Origin of the sequence: Solirubrobacter soli DSM 22325, assembly GCF_000423665.1 — a bacterium.
GTDB lineage: Bacteria > Actinomycetota > Thermoleophilia > Solirubrobacterales > Solirubrobacteraceae > Solirubrobacter > Solirubrobacter soli.
On sequence record NZ_AUIK01000021.1, the window covers coordinates 205,506 to 222,580 of the forward strand.

Sequence of the window (17,075 nt, forward strand, 5' to 3'; positions counted from 1 at the left end):
CGTTCAACCATGGCCACGATGCATCACGAGGGCACGCTCACCTCAGGCGAGCTGGCGCACCTGGACGCGTTCTGGCGCGCCGCGAACTACCTCTCCGTCGGGCAGATCTACCTGCTCGACAACCCGCTGCTGAGAGAACCGCTGACGCTGGAGCACATCAAGCCCCGACTGCTCGGGCACTGGGGGACGACCCCGGGACTGAACTTCCTCTACGCGCACCTGAACCGGGTGATCGCGCGTGAGGGCCTCAGCGCGATCTACGTCGCGGGGCCAGGACACGGCGGTCCAGGCCTGGTGGCGAGCACGTGGCTCGAAGGGACCTACAGCGAGCACTACCCGGACATCTCGCTCGACGAGGACGGCATGCGCCGGCTGTTCCGGCAGTTCTCGTTCCCGGGCGGCATCCCGAGCCATGTGGCACCGGAGACGCCGGGGTCGATCCACGAGGGCGGCGAGCTCGGCTACGCGCTCGCCCACGCCTACGGCGCCGCGCTCGACAACCCGGACCTGCTGGTGGCGTGCGTCATCGGCGACGGCGAGGCGGAGACCGGGCCGCTGGCCGCGAGCTGGCACTCGAACAAGTTCCTCAACCCCGCGCGCGACGGCGCGGTCCTGCCGATCCTGCACCTGAACGGGTACAAGATCGCCAACCCCACGGTCTTGAGCCGGATCGAGCACGACGAGCTCGACGCGCTGATGACCGGCTACGGCCACCGCGCGTACTTCGTCGAGGGCCACGAGCCCGAGGCGATGCACGAGGCGATGGCCGCCACGCTGGACGAGATCACCGCCGAGATCCGGCGGATCCAGGACGACGCCCGCCAAGGCGGCTCCACCGAGCGTCCGCGCTGGCCGATGATCGTGCTGCGCACGCCCAAGGGCTGGACCGGGCCCGCCGAGGTCGACGGCGTGCCCGTCGAGGGGACGTTCCGCGCCCACCAGGTCCCGCTCGCGCAGTTGGCGGAGAACCCGGAGCACGTGCGGATGCTCGAGGCGTGGATGCGGTCCTACCGGCCCGAGGAGCTCTTCGACGAGGAAGGACGGCCGCGCCCGCAGACGGTCGCCATCGCGGCCGGCGGCGAGCTGCGCATGGGCGCGAACCCGCACGCCAACGGCGGCCTGCTGCTGCGCGACCTGCGGCTGCCGGACTTCCACGAGTACGGCGTCGACGTCCCGGCCCCGGCGACGACCACCAGCGAGGCGACGCGGGTGCTCGGCGGCTGGCTGCGCGACGTCGCGCGCGCCAATCCGGAGACGTTCCGCGTGTTCGGGCCGGACGAGACGGCCTCGAACCGGCTCGGCGCCGTGATCGAGGAGAGCGGACGCGCGTGGATGGCACGGCGGCTCGACACCGACGACCACGTCTCCCCCGACGGCCGCGTCATGGAGGTGCTGTCCGAGCACCTCTGCCAAGGCTGGCTCGAGGGTTACCTGCTGACCGGCCGGCACGGGGTGTTCAACTCCTACGAGGCGTTCATCCACATCGTCGACTCGATGTTCAACCAGCACGCGAAGTGGCTGAAGTCGACGCGGCACATCCCGTGGCGGCGGCCTGTCGCGTCGCTGAACTACCTGCTCAGCTCGCACGTCTGGCGCCAGGACCACAACGGCTTCTCCCACCAGGACCCCGGGTTCATCGACCACGTCGTCAACAAGAAGGCCGAGATCATCCGCGTCTACCTGCCGCCGGACGCGAACTGCCTGCTCTCGGTCGCCGACCACTGCCTGCGCAGCCGGCACTATGTCAACGTCGTCGTGGCGGGCAAGCAGCCGGCGCTGAACTACCTGACGATCGACGAGGCGGTCGCGCACTGCACGCGTGGCATCGGCATCTGGGACTGGGCATCCACCGACGCCGGCGGCGAGCCCGACGTGGTGCTCGGCTGCGCGGGTGACACCCCGACGCTCGAGACCGTCGCCGCGGCGGCGATCCTGCGCGAGCGGCTGCCGTCGCTGAAGGTCCGTGTCGTCAACGTCGTCGACCTGATGCGCCTGCAGGACGAGAGCGAGCATCCGCACGGCCTCTCGAGCGGGCTCTTCGACGCGCTGTTCACCGCCGACAAGCCGGTGATCTTCGCCTATCACGGCTATCCGTGGCTGATCCACCGTCTCACCTACCGGCGCACGAACCACGCCAACCTCCACGTGCGCGGCTACAAGGAAGAGGGCACGACCACCACGCCGTTCGACATGGTCATGCTCAACGACATGGACCGCTTCCACCTGGTGATCGACGTCATCGACCGCGTGCCGGGGCTCGGTCAGCGGGCCGCGTTGCTGCGGCAGGAGATGGTCGACGCGCGGCTCGGGATCCGGGCGTATACCCGCGCCCACGGCGACGACCCCGCCGAGCTCCGCGATTGGGTGTGGCCGGGCGGCTGATGCAAGCGGTCGTGCTCGCCGGTCCCGGCGAGCCGCTGAGGATCGAGGAACGCCCGGTCCCCGAGCCGGGGGCCGGGCAGCTCCTGTTGCGCGTCGAGGCGTGTGGCATCTGCCGGACGGACCTGCACCTGCTCGACGGCGAGGTCGTCGTGCGCTCCCCGCCGCGCGTGCTCGGGCATCAGATCGTCGGCGTCGACGTGGCGAGCGGGCGGCGCTTCGGCGTGCCGTGGCTCGGGTGGACGTGCGGGGAGTGCGCCTACTGCCGCTCGGGGCGCGAGAACCTCTGCGAGCGCGCCCGCTTCACGGGCTGCGACATCGACGGCGGCTTCGCGGAGTACGCCGTGGCGGACGCGCGCTTCTGCTTCCCGATCCCCGACGGGTACGCGGCCGCCCAGGCGGCGCCGCTGCTGTGCGCGGGGCTGATCGGCTACCGCGCGCTGCGGATGTGCGGCGACGCGGAGCGGCTCGGCCTCTACGGGTTCGGCGCGGCGGCGCACATCCTCGTCCAGGTCGCCCGGTCGCAGGGGCGGCGGGTGTTCGCGTTCGTTCGCCCCGGCGATGCCGCCGCCCAGGCGTTCGCCCTGCGGCTGGGCGCGTCGTGGGCGGGCGAGTCGGGCGTCGCGCCGCCCGAGCCGCTCGACGCCGCGATCATCTTCGCCCCGGACGGCGCGCTCGTCCCCACCGCGCTCGCGGCGCTCGCACCGGGCGGCACGCTGGTGCTCGGCGGGATCCACATGAGCGACATCCCGGCGTTCCCGTACGAGCTGTTGTGGCATGAGCGGACGATCCGCTCCGTGGCCAACCTGACGCGCGCGGACGGGCACGAGTTCCTCGACCTGGCGCCGCGTGTCCCGGTCCACACCGAGGTCACGCCGTACGCGCTCGAGGACGCGCCGCGGGCGCTGGACGACCTCCGCGCCGGGCGCTTCAGCGGCGCGGCGGTCGTCGTCCCGTCAGCTCACTCGTAGCGCAGCGCGGTCAGCGGGTCCAGCCGGGCGGCGCGACGGGCCGGCAGGATCGCCGCCACGACCCCGATGACGACGCCGAGCACCGCGAGCGACGCGAGCATGCCGACCGGCAGGTGCATCGACATGCCGGGGAAGGTCGTCGCGCGCATGCCGAGCACCCACACGATGCCGATCCCGAGCCCGGCGAGGATGCCGGAGATCGTCCCCGCGAGCGAGACGAGCAGGCTCTCGTCGGCCATCGCGCGCCGGACGCGCCAACGGGAGGCGCCGAGCGCCCGCAGCACACCGATCTCGCGCGTGCGCTCCATCACCGACATCGTCAGGGTGTTGACGATCCCGAGGATGCCGACCAGCACCGCGATGCCGACGATCGCGTTGAAGAACCCGAACTGCTGGTTGATCGCGTCCGTCGTCTTGCGCTTGATCTCGGCGTTGGACAGCGCTTCCAGACCCGGATCGTCCTTGGCGAGCAGGGCCTGCACGCGGCGGGCGAGCGCGGCGCGCTGTCCGGGCGCGGCGGCCTTGACCAGCAGCTGGGAGTCCGTCTGGATGCCGTAGACCGCGGCGAGGGTTCCGAGTGACATCTGGACCGTCTGCCCGCCGGCGTCGAACGTCTTCGCGATGCCGACCACCGGCACGACACGCGTGCCGGCCGGTCCTTCGAGCCGCACGCGATCGCCGACGTGGAGCCCCTGCCCGTCGGCGTAGGACTCCGCCGGGACGATGCCGCCGCTCGCGAGCCCGCTCAACACCGTGCTGACCGGGGCGCCCGTGTAGTCGATCTTGTCGACCTTGCGGTACTCCTGCGGGTCGTAGCCGACGACCGTTCCGGGTGTGTCACCGCCTGGCAGCTTCGGGACGAAGGTGACGCGCCGGCGCGCGACGGCCCCGGTCTCCGGCAGCGCGGCGATCGTCTCGCGCAGCGCGGTCGAGATGCCCGCCTGCGGGCCGCCGCCATATTCGACGAACCCGATCGGCTGGACGGTCAGGTCGCGCGAGAGCCGCGCGGCGAGCTCGCTCTTGACCGAGCCGACGAAGCTCGAGGCGATCGTCGCGTTGACCACCACGACCGAGAGCGCGACCAGCAGCGTGGCCGCGGTCGCCGCGGTGCGGCTGGGATTCGCCTGCGCCGCGTCGGCCGCGAGCCGGCCTTCGGCGGGCATCACGCGCCGCACCGGCCGCGCCAGCAGTTGGACCAGCGGCAGCACGGCGAACGGCGCCAGGCGCACCATGCCCAGCATCATCACCATCGTCGCGACGGCCGCGCCGATGCCGACCCAGGTGCTGTCGGACGTCGTTCCGAACCAGAACAGGCCGCCGATCACCATGCCCGGGATGAACAGGGCGAGCCCGACCAGGGCACGCCGGCGGGTGAGCGCGCGGCGCGGCGCCGGGGCGCCGATCAGCGCCCGCACGGGCGAGATCCGCCCGGCGCGCATGGCGGGCCACGCGGCGCCGGCGACGGTCGCGACGAGCCCGGTGATGACGGCCGCGACGGCCGCGCCGGCGGAGAAGTCGATCGTCGACACCGGCATCCCGAAGGAGCGCATCGCCGCGATCAGCAGAACCGCCAGGCCGGCGCCGAGCGCCAGTCCCAGCAGCGAGCCGACCACACCGAGCACGGTCGCCTCGACCAGCACCGCGCGCACGACGCGCGCGTCGGTGGCGCCGAGCGCCCGCAGCGTGCCGATCTCGCGGATCCGCTGCAGGACGGTCATGTTGAACGAGTTCAGGATCAGGAAGGCGCCGACGAACAGCGCGATGCCGGAGAAGAAGTAGAGGACGACGTCGAGCGCGGCGATCTGCTTCTGCGCCTCCTCGCCCTTGGTCGCGGGTGTGACGACCTCGATGCCGCGGCCGAGCGTGGCGTCGATCCGGCCCCGGACGGCGTCGACCGAGGTGCCGGGCTGGACGGTGACATCGATCTCGTCCCAGACCTGTGGCTTGTCCATCACCTTCCGCGCGTCGGCCAGCGCCATCGAAGCCAGGCCATAGCCGCCGAAGTCCAGGCCGCCCTTGAAGCTGAACAGGCCTGACACGCGCAGATCGACCACGCCGGTGGGGGTCGAGAGCGCCAGGCGGTCGCCGACGCCGACTCCGTGCTTGTGCGCCCAGTCCTCCGGCAGCTGGATCTCCATCCGTCCCGGGATCGGGTCGCGGCCGGCGACGTGTTCGGCGCTCGTCATGTCGGGCTGGGCGTAGTCCACGCCCGAGACGAACACCTGGTCCATCTGGCCGCGCCTGACATCGCCGCCCGCGTCCACGGTGCGGAACACGCTGAACACCGTGCCCGACGCGGCGTCGACGCCGCGCACCGCGCGGATGCGGTCGATCACCCCGCCCTGGAGCGAGCCGATCGACTGGTCGCCGGACACGACGATGTCGGTCTTGCCGTAGATCGAGTCATAGAGCCGGTCGAACGTGGAGTGGATCGTGCCGACCAGCAACAGCACCCCGAAGACCATCCCGACGCCGAGCATGATCGCGCCCGCGGTGAGCACCGAGCGCAGCGGCCGGGCACGGAGCGAGCGCAGGCTGATGCCGGTGAGCGACGAGACGCGCACGCCGGCGGGGAGGCGGCCGCGGCTCATGACGTCACCTGGCCGGCGTATCCGACCTGCTGAACGGTGCGCAGGGCCTCTGCGACGCGGTCATGGTCACCCCCTGCGACCTCTTGGGCGATCTGCCCGTCGCGCACGATCACCACGCGATCGGCGAGCGCCGCGGCCGCCGCGTCATGCGTGACCATGACGACGGTTTGGCCCTCGTCGACGAGGCGCCGCAGCAATCGCAGCACGACCGCCCCGCCCGCCGAGTCCAGGTTGCCCGTCGGCTCGTCCGCGAGCAGCACCTGCGGGCGTCGGAGCAGCGCCCGCGCGATCGCGACGCGCTGCTGCTCGCCGCCCGACATCTCGGACGGCCGGTGGGCCGCGCGCTCGCTCAGGCCGACGAGCGCCAGCAACTCCTCGACGCGGTCGGAGTACTCGCGCGGATGCTCGCCGGCCACGAGCGCGGGGAGCAGGACGTTCTCCGCCGCGGTCAGCGTCGGAAGCAGGTTGAAGAACTGGAAGACGAAGCCGAAGACCTCGCCGCGCAACCGGGTCACCGCCCGGTCGTCGAGATCGTCGTAGCGGCGGCCGTGGGTCTCGACGCGCCCTCCCGTGGGACGGTCGAGGGCACCGAGGATGTGCAGCAGCGTGCTCTTACCGGAGCCGGAGGGCCCCATGATCGCCACGAACTCGCCGTCGGCCACCTCGAGGTCGACGCCACGCAGCGCGCGCACGGCGGCCGCGCCATCGCCGAACACCTTCACCAGCTCGTGGGCCTCGAGGGCCGCGGATGTGGGATGAACGGACATACCGCGACGCTACGACCGCCGCGTGTCCGCCCGCATCGGGTGCGACCCCGCGACGCGCTCCGTAGTTCCCACGTCACCCGGCGTGGGGGATGCGCCGTCACCCGTGGTGCGCGCAGTCTGGTGGTGTGGCCATGCATATCGACATCCCGAGCCCGGCGCAGCTCGGTGCGCTGCTGGACGAGCGCGCGGACGCGTGCGTCTCCATCTATCTGTCAACGAGCCCGCTGCCGCAGGACGCCGAGGCGGCGCGGATCGAGTACCGCAACCTCGGCGGCGAGGCGCTCCGCCAGCTCGGTGAGCGCGGTGACGGCGTGCGCGAGCAGCTGGAGGACCTCGGGGAGGACGACGGGTTCTGGTCGTACCTCGCGACCAGCCTCGCGGTCTTCGCGACCGCGGACTCGTTGCGCACGTTCCGGCTCCCGAACCGGCTCGTGAGCCTCGTCGAGGTGTCCGATCGCTTCCACGTCAAGCCGCTGTTGCGCTCGGTGACGTTCCCGCAGGCGGCGCTCGTGCTCGCGCTCGCCAGCGGGTCGGTGCGAGTGATCGAGGTCGCGGGCGACGTTCCCGCCGAGGAGCTGGCCGTGGCCGACATGCCGGTCGACCTCGCGGGCACGCTGCCCGAGCGCACGGTCGCTCGGCGGTTCCAGGGCAGTGACCCCGAGCACGTCCGCCAGCGCGCGTACGCCCGCGCCGTCGATCGGGCGCTGCGGCCGGTACTCGGCGAGCTGCCGCTGATCCTCGCCGCCGCCGAGCCGCTGAACTCGATCTACCGCTCCGTGAGCAGCGCTCCGCATCTGCTCGCCGACGGCATCCCCGGCAATCCGGAGACCGCGTCGGCGGCGGAGCTGGCGGCCGCGGCACGTCCGATCCTCGACGCGCTGTACGCGTCCGAGCTCGTGGAGGTGCGCCGGCGCTTCGAGCGCCGCGCGACCCAGGGCCGCGGCGCGCTCGATCTGACCGACGTCGCCCGCGCCGCCACCTTCGGCGCCGTCGACACCCTGATGACAGACATCGACGACGTCATCCCCGGCTTCGTCGACGCCGACAGCGGCGTGGTCACCCTCGACGACGCGGATGACGCGGTGAACTACGGCGTCGTCGACGAGATCGCCCGTCGCGTGCTGTCCTCCGGCGGCCGTGTGCTCGCGCTCCGTCGTGATGACATTCCGTCGGAATCGACGGTGGCGGCGATCCTGCGCTACCCGGTCTGACAGGGGCTAGCAGATGCTCGGTGAGTGGCGGCGGTCCGGGACGGCCCGTACGCGCCGCTCGCCGACGGGGAGCTCGAGCTCGACGACCGCGCTCGTGTGGGTCAGGTACGGAAACCATCCGCAGGAGGCGTCGTGGGGCACGTTCCAGGCCGCCTCGACCCGGACCAGCACCTCGTCCGCCGACTCCTGGACGCCGATCGCGACGCCGCTCATGCGGTCGCTGACGCGGAAGGCCACGATCAGCTCGGTGGCATCGGGACCGGTGGACACGACCGACGCGGGCAGGGCGACGAACTCGGCGGGCATCGCATCAGCATACTCGATAAACCCGATCGTGTTTACACACTTAGCCGGATCCGGAAGCGATCGGGCGCCGCCGGGTCCCGGTCGACGACCTGGATCGGCGCCGCCGCCCACTGCCAGACACCTGGGGTGCGGGAGAACTCGATCCGCCCGCGGGTGCCCTCGACGGAGACGCCCGCCCAGTCGGTGCCGCCCGAACGCAGCACGCCGGCGAGGACGGCGATGGCGTCATAGCCCTCCAACGCGACGAACGAGGGCGGTTCGCCGAGCAGCTCACGAAGCGCCGCGTCGATGCGGGCGCCCGCCACGCCGAGACGGTCCGGGAGGTAGCGCAGGAACGGGATCGCGGCGCCCAGCGGCGTCGCCCACTCGGCGAACTCCGGCTGCCCCGCCGGAGCGCCGATCAACACGTCGGCGAGGCGCGGATCGGCCCGAACCGACTCGACGATCGATACCGCCGGCTCCGGATGGCCGACCAGGAGCAGCAGTGCCGTGGCGCGGCTCGCCGCCAGCTCGTCGCACACGGTCGCCCCCGCCAGCACCTGCAGGTCGGGGAACCGCTCGCGCAGGATGCGGATGCCGGACGCCCAGTAGACGCCCGGCGCGGCCACCACGGCGATCCGGCGATGCCCCGCCTGGGAGAGGAAGTCCGCGAAGACGCGCCAGCCGCGGGACTGTGGCGGCGCCAGCCGCGCGACCCAGTCCGTCGGTTCCCCGGTGAGCGCGTCGAGCACGGCCGACGAGCAGAGGAACGGCAGCCCGAGAGCGTGGGCCCGGGCGGCAGCGGAGCGCGCGACGACGCTGTGGTACTCCCCCGCCACGGCGGCCACGCCCAGCCGCGCCAGCTCGTCGACCGCAGCCGCGGCCCGCTCCGGATCGGCCGCGGTGTCCCGGACCACCAGCTCGAGCGGCCGTCCGCCCGCGGCGTTGACTTCGCGGACGCCGAGCTCGAGCCCGGCCAGCAGGTGCCGTCCTGCCTGGACCCAGCCGGGCTCGGTCAGCGGGACGAGGGCGCCGATCGCGATGGAGTCCATGCCGCGGATCGTCGCTCGGGCCGCGTCGATCGACCAGCGGCCTGACCGCCGACCTGCGCCAAGATCCGGTCATCTCGCGCCGGTGAGCCCGCCGAATCGTCCGATCCAAGTGGGCGACGATCGGGTAGTGCTCAGCCATGTGAACCGGCGACTTCGCGTGCTGACCCTGTTGATCGCGCTCGCGCTGCCGGCGTCCGCGGGTGCCGCGCCGCTCGCAGAGCTGCCGTTCCAGCGCGTCGCGGACGGCGCCACGTGCATGGCGCCGACGGGCGCCCCGGGTGAGATGTCACGCTGGGCCGAGCGCGGCGCGGAGGTGCTCGGCGCGACCCCGGACGGGCTCGGACGGCCGGCGCTCGTCCCGCTCGGCAAGCTCACGGGCTGCCCGCGGGCGGCGGCGCAGCCGAGCGGCGCCGCGATCGTGGCAGGAGCGACGGCGGGCGCCCTGCGCGTCGCGCTGCGCGAACCGGGTGCCGCCACCTTCGGCGCGCCGCTGACGCTCGCCGCGGCCAAGAACGTCTACGAGCTCAGCGTCGCCGTCTCCCCAAACGGGGACGCCGTCGTGCTCTGGGCCGAGTACGACGCTCAGCGGGTCCGGATTCGTGTGGCGCGGCGCGACGCCGGCGGCGCGTTCGGCGCACCCGTCGAGCTCGTGCCCTGGCGGCGGGCCACCGGCGCGGCCGGGGTGCTGGCGGGGATGTCGGCGGACGGCGAGACGGTCGTGCTGGTCCGCACGCCCACGGGCACCGCGCAGCGGTCGGGGAGCACGGACGCGGTGCGCAGCGGCGCCCGCGGAGCGCCGCTCGGCCCGCCGGCCCTCCTCGCGCCGGATCTCTACGGTCTTGCGCTCGGCGTCGCCCCGGATGGACGCGTGGTCGTGGCGGCGGCGTCCGGCGGCTCCGTGTACGCGCTCGAGCGCCCGCGCGGCGGCACCTTGAGCGCGCCGCAGCGGCTCACGGACCCGCTGGAAACGGTCAACCCGGACCAGATGGCGCTCGCGTTCGGCGCCGACGGGCGCACCGTCATCGCGTGGCATGACGACGACCAAGGAACGACGGGCGCGGCGATCCGCGAGGCCGGCGCCACAGGCTTCAGCCCGCGTGTCGAGATCGTTCCCGTGCCGAAGCAGCTGACCGGTGGGAGCTTCGGCTCCGGCCCGCCCGTCGTCCGCCCACTGGCGCCGCTGCAGAGCGCGGTCGCGCCGGACGGCCGCGTCACGGTGGCATGGACGGACGGCGACGCCCGCATCGCGACGCTGTCCGGGAACGCGGTGGTCGAACGCCTCCGGCTCGGCAGCCGGCTGCGCGACCCCGAAGGCCTCTCGCTGCTCGCCCTGCCCGACGGCCGGAGAGCGCTCGCGTGGACCAACCGGGACCGCTTCGACGAGCACGCGCCCGCTCGCGTGCACCTCGCCCTGGAGGGCGCCCCGGCCGCACCCGAGCTCAACGCGCCGCAGGTGACGGTCCGACGGCCGCGGCAGAGTGCCCTACGCCCGGCCCAGACGCTCACGCTTCCGATCCATTGCAGCGCCGCGTGCGATCTCAACGTCTCCCTCGCGGGCTATCACGGGCAGGCGATCCAGGGCTCGCGAACCCGCGCCGGAACCGTCGACGTCGAACTCCCACCGCCGGACCGCGCCATCGCCCCGGTCCGCCCCGGCCCGGTGCGGGTCGCGATCCGCTCGAGCGCCCCGGGCGCGCGGACGGTCACCCGCACGATCGCCACCCCGCGCCTGCGGCGGCTGCCCGCGCTCCCGTTCCCGCGCATCGAGGCGGTCCACGCGCGTCGCCTCGCCGGCGGCCGGGTCGAGGTCCGCTGGCGCATGAGCTCCGACGCCCGCGACACGCTCGTCGCCGTGACCGGCACGCGCAACCGCGCCGAGAGCCGGGACGACGACCCCAAAGTCGATGCCCTGTGGGGCGAGCGCCGCCGCAACTACCGCCTGGTGCTCGAGGATGCCGCCGACAAGCGCTGGGTCCACGTCGAGGTCCTGGCGCTCATCGGCGAGCGCAGGCGCACGGTCACGGTCCGCGTGTAGCCTCGGCCGGGTGTTCGACCACGTCCTCATCGCCGTCTCGGACCTCAAAGCCTCCGAGCGCTTCTACCGCACCGTCCTGAGCGCCCTCGGCGTCGAGCCCATCCACGCGGGCGACCAGATCGTCGAATGGGGCGACTGGGACACGCTTCTCACCGACGGCGAGCACCCGGTCACCCGCGGGCTCCACGTCGGCTTCCGCGCCCGCGACCGCGCCCAGGTCGACGCGTTCTGGCAAGCGGGTATCGACGCGGGCTACCAGGACGACGGCGCGCCCGGGCCGCGCACGCAGTACAGCGACACGTACTACGGCGGCTTCCTGCTCGACCCCGACGGCAACAGCGTCGAGGCGGTCCATCGCGACCACGCATACGCGACGCCCGTCGGCCGCATCGACCACCTGTGGATCCGTGTCCGCGACCCGCAGGCCTCGAAGCGCTTCTACACCACGATCGCCCCGCACGCCGGCCTGCGCGTGACGCACGACGACGCCGGCCGCGTGACACTGGCCGGCGACGACTACAGCTTCTCGCTCGTCCGCGACGGGCGACCGCTCACCGAGCACGTGCACCTCGCCTTCTCCACCCACGAGGACGAGACCGTGCGCGCGTTCCACGGAGCCGCGCTCGCCGCCGGCTACACCGACCACGGCGCACCGGGCGAACGCGCGCACTACCACCCCGGCTACTACGGCGCCTTCGTGCTCGACCCCGACGGGCACAACATCGAGGTCGTCAACCACAACAAGGGTTGAATCGGGGCGCCCGAAGGCGCCCCGATCACTCAACCGTGCGCGCGGATCGTCCCGAAGAGGCCGTTGGACTCGTCGTCCGGCCCCGCGGTGAAGAACAGCGAGTCGGTCGGGCCGTTGTTGGCGGCGCCCATGCCGAACTCGAGCGCCCACAGGCCGTCGATCGCCAGCGGGCGGCCGTCCGCCATGCGCAACTGCCCAGCGGGCAGGAACAGGCGGTGGAACTGGTGGTACGCGGTGATGCGGCCGTCGCCGAAGTTGCCCACGAGCAGGTCGCCGGAGAAGCGGCCGAAGTTCGAAGGCGCCCAGGCCAGCCCCCACGGAGCGTTCAGCCGTCCGTGCTGCGCCACGCGCGCGACGAGGTGCCCGGACGTGTCGAAGGCGTCGACGATGCCGAGGCCCTGGCCGTGTGCCTCGTCGTCGCTGCCCGCCTCTTGCTTGGCGTAGGTCACGTAGATCCGGTCGCCGATCGCCTGGATCCCGAAGGGCGCGAAGTGTCGCGGCAGGAACCGATCCACGAACCCCGGGTGTCGCACCTGCTGCCACGCCGAGTCGAACACGTCGACCGCGCCGTTGTGGAAGTCGGTCGCGTAGATCCTCGGTCCCGACGGCGTGGACGCGATCGCGAGTCCCTTGTAGACCGCGCCCTGCGGCGACCGGTCGACCTCGACGGTCGCGGCGGTCCCGCCGTTCCAGCCGAGGATCGTCCCGCCCTCGGTGTCGAACAGGAACGTCGACGCCTTGCCGGCGACGGGGAAGGCTCCGGCCGTGCCGTTGAACACGGTGCCCGTCGGCGCGCCGGGGACGCTGACCACGAGCGGCAGCGGCGTTCCCACCGCGTTGTACAGCGTCGAGACGTCGGCGCCGTTGTCGGACACCCACCACGGGCTCGTGGGACCGGCGGAGAGGCCCCAGGCGTTGACGAGGTGCGCGTCGGTGTTGTCGGCGACCCCCGGTTGGTTGGACACGAGGTTGTGCTGGTCATAGCCGCCCTTCGACGGCGACGCCGCAGCAGGTGCGGCGGCCACCAGGAATAGGGTTGCCGTGGTGAGCAACAAACGGGCACGTAGGTGCATCGGCTCCTCCTTCGGCCGATCGGAACCGGTCTACAGCCGGTGTTGGACCGGCATACGAACCGCACCGCCGTGCGGTTCGGCCGTTCATGAGTGGCGTCTCATCCGCACGGACGTCACGGCGATCGCCGCCAGCAGGATGACGAAGGGGTCCAAAGGCGCGCGGTAGCGCGGCGTCTCGGCGGCGAGGAAGACGACGCTGAGGTACATCGCCAGTGGCAGGACCCAGACGAACCACGGCACCTGCCGAGCCGCGCGGCGGGTCGCGCCGAACAGCGCGAGCGCCGCGAAGACCCAGAAGCAGACGACGCCCGCGACCGCCCATCCGGGGCCGACGCTGATCGTCGAGGCGGTGTGGCGCGACCACCGCAGCGATGCGAGATCGAGCAGCCGGCGGGTGTTCCAGTACGCGACGGTGACGAGGTAGCCGGGGTGGCGGCGGATGAACTCGCGCCCGGCGTGGCTGAGCCGGCGCTCCATCACGATCTCCGGCGTCGTCGGGAAGTTCGCCACCAGCGGCTTGTACTCGTCCACCCGCCGCAGTGAGCGCCACGACCCCGGATTGACATGGTCGTCGCGCGCCTCGCTGTTGTAGGTGCCGGCCAGCGCCCAGCCGAGCTGCGTGGTGACGGGGACGAAGGCGTGCAGCTCGACCGCGTTGCGGATCGTCCACGGCGCGACGGTCGCCAGCGCCACGGCCACCAACAGGACGGCGGGACCGACCGCCCGCGGCGTCCTCCACACGGCGATGACCAGTGGCACCAGCAGGATCAGCCCGTTCGCGCGCGTCAGCACCGCGAGGCCGGCGAGCAGCCCCGCGAGGGCCGCGAACGCGTAGCGATGCTCCGAGCGGCGCTGGTGGATCGCGGTGACCAGCGCGGCGAGCATCAGCACGACGAACAGCTGCTCGGACATGATCGCCGCCGCCACGAGGATCGACGGCACGTAGAGCGCGGCGAGCGCCATCGCCACCAGCCCCGCCGTGCGCGTCAGCAGCTGGGTGGCGAGCACCCCGATCAGTGCCACCCCGATCACCCCGAGCACCACGCCGAGTGCGCGCGCCACGCGGATCCGCTCGGCATCGGCCGCCTGCTCGACGCCGAAGACGCGGTAGACGCCACCCAGCAGGTACGGGTACCCGGGCGGGCGGAATGCGGTCGGCTTGCCGGTCAGCCGCTTCGAGAACCCGTCGCCGCTCGCGATCGAGCTCGCGTGCATGTCGTAGTCGCGCGCGTCGTCGACGATCGTGTAGCCCGGCGTGGCCGCCACGTAGGCCACCCGACAGCCGAGCGCCGCCAGCAGGACGGCGACGACAGCCACGCCGTACCAGGAGCCGCGCACGCCGACAAGGCTAGGTGCTGGTGGGCTCGCGCAGCGTGCGCCGGTACAGGACGATGAGAAGAGCGACGAGCAGCGCGCTCGCCGCGACGACCGCCGCGATCAGCACCGGACCGCCGTTGTCGTGGGCGCTCTGGTCGGCGAGGATGCCGTTGAGGTCGTTCTTGGCCGGTGGGATGTCCTCCGGCAGCGGGTGCCCGGCGGCGGACGAGAGGCGCCGGACGGCGGCCATCGCCGCGCGGGCCAGCGCGTTGCCGTTCGCTTCCTGCGGCAAGGCGAGGTCCGTGACCTGCGGCTGCCGTCCGCCGATGCCGTAGCGCTCCGGGGTCACGATCAGCACCGGCGCGCGCAGCGGACGCGTCTCGCTCAGCTGCTTGACGATCGTCTGGACGTAGGTCTGCGGGTCCTCGAACGGCTCGGGCTCGCCGCCCGTGTCGTTCTCGTTGGCGAAGAGCGCGACCTTGATCGGATAGCCGCGGGCCGCGGCCGCGTCGAGCACGCCGCGCAGCTGGAGCTCGACCGGTATGTCGGGCGGCGCCGCGTACGACGTCAGCAGCGCGTCCGTCTCGAGGTAGTGCGCCGTCGGGTCGCCGTGGGCGACGGCGCTCGCCGGCGCCGCGAGCAAGCCCGCGAGCGCCACGGCGAGCAGCCGTCGGAGCATTTACCGCCTCAACGCGAGCAGCGCCGCGGCGGACGCCTTGGCGTGACGGAGCGAGCGGCCGGGATCGGCGACCGGGCCGGTGGCCGGGCCGGGCCCGCTGTCGGACTCGATGATGTACAGCCGCTGGTGGCCGCCCAGGTCCTCGAACATGGTCTTGAACCCGGGGCAGTCCGGGTCGGCGTTCGGGTGCGCCTGCCCGGGGCCCGCCCCCAGGTCGCCCTCGCCCGAGATGATCGCGTCGACGAACGACGCCGTGCGGTTGAACGTCTGGTTGTACGGCGCGCCACCGCTCTCCGGCGGGCCGCCCACCCACGTTCCGCGTTGGGCGGTGTTGCGGAACCCGTCCTTGATGTGCCAGCCGAGCACGCGGCGGGCCTCGGTCTGCGCGAGCCCCCACACGCTGATGTCAGGCTGGTGCGTCGTCGCGTTCAGGAAGCGCACGCGCCCCGACCAGTTGTGCAGGATGTCGATCTCCCAGCCGAACAGCTGCGGCGCGGTGTTCTGCATCACGTATTGGATGCGGTGCGTGCCGTCGAGGTCCGGGTGCGCGGGATCGTTGAGGTAGCGGTAGTTGTCCTGCTCCGGGTGGAAGAAGTACTTCACGCCCCGCCCCTGCAGGATCTCGCCGAGCTGGTTGGCGTGGTCGGACCGGCTCTTGAAGCCGAACGTGCGGACGCCGGTGACCGGGTTGACGTAGTCCTCGACCCAACCGGACGACGCCGGGAGCGTCTTGGTCGGATCCGCCGGATCCGGGCTGTTGTTCGGGATCTGCGACAGGTTGCCGGAGAAGCCCATCGTGTCCATCCCGAGCGTGGCCAGGAACGTGTAGAGCGTCTCGCCGGCCGCCGTCAGGTTCCCCGTCGCCGGGTCGAAGTTGCCGAGCCCGAACTGATGCGTCCCGAGCGCCTTCAAGCCCGCCGCGTCGAGGTAGGACCGGATCTCGTCGGCCGTCGGTTGGCGTCCCAGCTCGCGCACGTCCTGCGTGGACTGGAAGAACTCGAAGCCCCTGATGCCGGTCGAGGCGAGGAACTCGAACACCTCCGCGTACCCGCCCGGGAGCGGCACGAGCGGCCCCAGGTCGGTCGGGTCGCGCGGGTAGTTCTTGCCCCCGAGGTAGCCCATCGCCGGGGGGATGCCGAGGCGGTTGCTCGAGGCGATGCTCAGCCGTGCGGTGGCATCGCGCACCGAGAACTGCTGAAGCCCGAGCAGACCCGGCGGAATCGTCGGCCTGCCCCCGTTGCCGGGCACGCCCCAGGTGGCACTGGCACCACCCAGCGAAGCCGCCGCGGCCATGCCGGCGCTGGCACCGATGAATTGGCGCCGGGTCAGTTTCCCGCTCATTCCTCCTCCTCGCCCTCTCCGGCCGAACCCTTCAGATGTCAGAACCCTTCGGCCGCGGCGAGCGTACTGCTCTGCTCGGTCGCGGTCAAAAATCAGTCAACCGGGTGAGACAGGCACCGAATATCGGGTGCCTGGGGCGCCAGCGTCGGACCGCGGCGATCAAGAAGAGCGCCGTCGAGCGCGCGAAGATCAAGGACAACGCCGTCGATGCTTCGAAGGTGCTCGACAACTCGCTGACGGGCGAGGACATCAAGGAGTCCTCGCTCGAGAAGGTCCCGCTCTCGGTGACTGTGACAACGCGACGCACGCCGGTTCCGCCGCCGCGCTGGACAAGATCAACTACCGCAGCGCGTCGGCGACGGCGCCCGCCATGAGCGACAGCACCGCCGCGACCGCCGTGTGCGACGCGAGCCAGCACGTCATCGGCGGTGGCGTCCGCATCGACAATCCCGCCGTGGCGGTCGTCGATGACAGCTACCCCGAAGCCGGCGGCACCGCGTGGACGGCGCACATCGCGACCGGCTCCGGCGGTGGCACCAACTTCACCGTCATCGCGATCTGCACCACGGCCACGGCCATCGGCTGACCCCGGCTGCGGCCGGCCGGGCGAACCCGGCCGGCCG

15 protein-coding genes and 1 pseudogene are annotated in these 17,075 nt (G+C 72.4%); 8 read left to right on the forward strand and 8 right to left on the reverse strand.

Features of this window, described 5'->3' with window-relative positions:
• Positions 1–9: 9 nt before the first annotated feature.
• Together G569_RS0116200 and G569_RS0116205 are read left to right on the forward strand one after the other, a co-directional pair.
• Positions 10–2,382: a phosphoketolase family protein gene (locus tag G569_RS0116200; RefSeq protein WP_028064166.1), complete on the forward strand. Its 2,373-nt coding sequence runs from the start codon at positions 10–12 to the stop codon at positions 2,380–2,382.
• Positions 2,382–3,350: a zinc-dependent alcohol dehydrogenase family protein gene (locus tag G569_RS0116205; protein ID WP_028064167.1), complete on the forward strand. Its 969-nt coding sequence runs from the start codon at positions 2,382–2,384 to the stop codon at positions 3,348–3,350. The genes G569_RS0116200 and G569_RS0116205 overlap by 1 nt, the downstream gene beginning before the upstream one ends.
• On the opposite strand, the gene G569_RS0116210 is transcribed toward G569_RS0116205, so the two are convergent.
• Together G569_RS0116210 and G569_RS0116215 are read right to left on the reverse strand one after the other, a co-directional pair.
• Entirely contained in the window at positions 3,341–5,941 is a 2,601-nt protein-coding gene (locus G569_RS0116210; RefSeq protein WP_028064168.1) for an ABC transporter permease, read from the reverse strand. The genes G569_RS0116205 and G569_RS0116210 overlap by 10 nt on opposite strands.
• Positions 5,938–6,708 (reverse strand): ABC transporter ATP-binding protein, encoded by a 771-nt coding sequence (locus G569_RS0116215; protein WP_028064169.1) that lies wholly within the window; start codon positions 6,706–6,708, stop codon positions 5,938–5,940. Before G569_RS0116215 ends, G569_RS0116210 begins: the two co-directional genes overlap by 4 nt.
• A 131-nt stretch (positions 6,709–6,839) precedes the next feature.
• Here G569_RS0116215 and G569_RS0116220 point away from each other — a divergent pair, with 131 nt between their 5' ends.
• On the forward strand, positions 6,840–7,919 hold the full coding sequence (locus G569_RS0116220; RefSeq protein WP_037496969.1) for a baeRF11 domain-containing protein: 1,080 nt from the start codon (positions 6,840–6,842) through the stop codon (positions 7,917–7,919).
• Positions 7,920–7,925: 6 nt separating this feature from the next.
• On the opposite strand, the gene G569_RS0116225 is transcribed toward G569_RS0116220, so the two are convergent.
• Both G569_RS0116225 and G569_RS0116230 read right to left on the reverse strand, forming a co-directional pair.
• Complete coding sequence (locus G569_RS0116225) at positions 7,926–8,225, reverse strand: hypothetical protein (protein ID WP_028064171.1); 300 nt, start codon at positions 8,223–8,225, stop codon at positions 7,926–7,928.
• A gap of 32 nt (positions 8,226–8,257) precedes the next feature.
• Complete coding sequence (locus tag G569_RS0116230; RefSeq protein WP_053226467.1) at positions 8,258–9,256, reverse strand: ABC transporter substrate-binding protein; 999 nt, start codon at positions 9,254–9,256, stop codon at positions 8,258–8,260.
• 127 nt (positions 9,257–9,383) lie between these two features.
• Here G569_RS0116230 and G569_RS63805 point away from each other — a divergent pair, with 127 nt between their 5' ends.
• The 3 genes and pseudogenes from G569_RS63805 (at position 9,384) to G569_RS66385 (ending at position 12,042) form a co-directional block, all read left to right on the forward strand.
• Positions 9,384–11,291, forward strand: a complete 1,908-nt coding sequence (locus tag G569_RS63805) for a hypothetical protein (protein WP_169542158.1) — start codon at positions 9,384–9,386, stop codon at positions 11,289–11,291.
• Positions 11,209–11,625, forward strand: a pseudogene (locus G569_RS66380) (VOC family protein); the annotation flags it as partial. The gene G569_RS63805 and the pseudogene G569_RS66380, both read left to right, overlap by 83 nt.
• Positions 11,626–11,679: 54 nt before the next feature.
• Positions 11,680–12,042, forward strand: a complete 363-nt coding sequence (locus G569_RS66385; protein ID WP_028064196.1) for a VOC family protein — start codon at positions 11,680–11,682, stop codon at positions 12,040–12,042.
• 29 nt (positions 12,043–12,071) lie between these two features.
• Here the strand turns inward: G569_RS66385 and G569_RS0116250 are convergent, their stop codons facing one another.
• The 4 genes from G569_RS0116250 to G569_RS0116265 form a co-directional block, all read right to left on the reverse strand.
• Entirely contained in the window at positions 12,072–13,067 is a 996-nt protein-coding gene (locus tag G569_RS0116250; protein WP_211233007.1) for a TIGR03118 family protein, read from the reverse strand.
• Positions 13,068–13,199: 132 nt separating this feature from the next.
• Positions 13,200–14,453: a glycosyltransferase family 39 protein gene (locus tag G569_RS0116255; protein ID WP_028064175.1), complete on the reverse strand. Its 1,254-nt coding sequence runs from the start codon at positions 14,451–14,453 to the stop codon at positions 13,200–13,202.
• Between the two features lie 10 nt (positions 14,454–14,463).
• Positions 14,464–15,111 carry a hypothetical protein gene (locus tag G569_RS0116260; protein WP_028064176.1) on the reverse strand — a complete coding sequence of 216 codons (648 nt, stop codon included), beginning with the start codon at positions 15,109–15,111 and terminating at the stop codon, positions 14,464–14,466.
• Positions 15,112–16,452 carry a twin-arginine translocation signal domain-containing protein gene (locus G569_RS0116265; protein ID WP_157592085.1) on the reverse strand — a complete coding sequence of 447 codons (1,341 nt, stop codon included), beginning with the start codon at positions 16,450–16,452 and terminating at the stop codon, positions 15,112–15,114. It abuts the gene before it with no gap.
• 35 nt (positions 16,453–16,487) lie between these two features.
• Here G569_RS0116265 and G569_RS62660 point away from each other — a divergent pair, with 35 nt between their 5' ends.
• Positions 16,488–16,826, forward strand: coding sequence for a hypothetical protein (locus tag G569_RS62660; RefSeq protein WP_157592086.1), 339 nt, complete (start codon positions 16,488–16,490; stop codon positions 16,824–16,826).
• Positions 16,823–17,038, forward strand: coding sequence for a hypothetical protein (locus G569_RS0116275; protein ID WP_028064179.1), 216 nt, complete (start codon positions 16,823–16,825; stop codon positions 17,036–17,038). Before G569_RS62660 ends, G569_RS0116275 begins: the two co-directional genes overlap by 4 nt.
• The last annotated feature ends 37 nt before the right edge of the window (positions 17,039–17,075 follow it).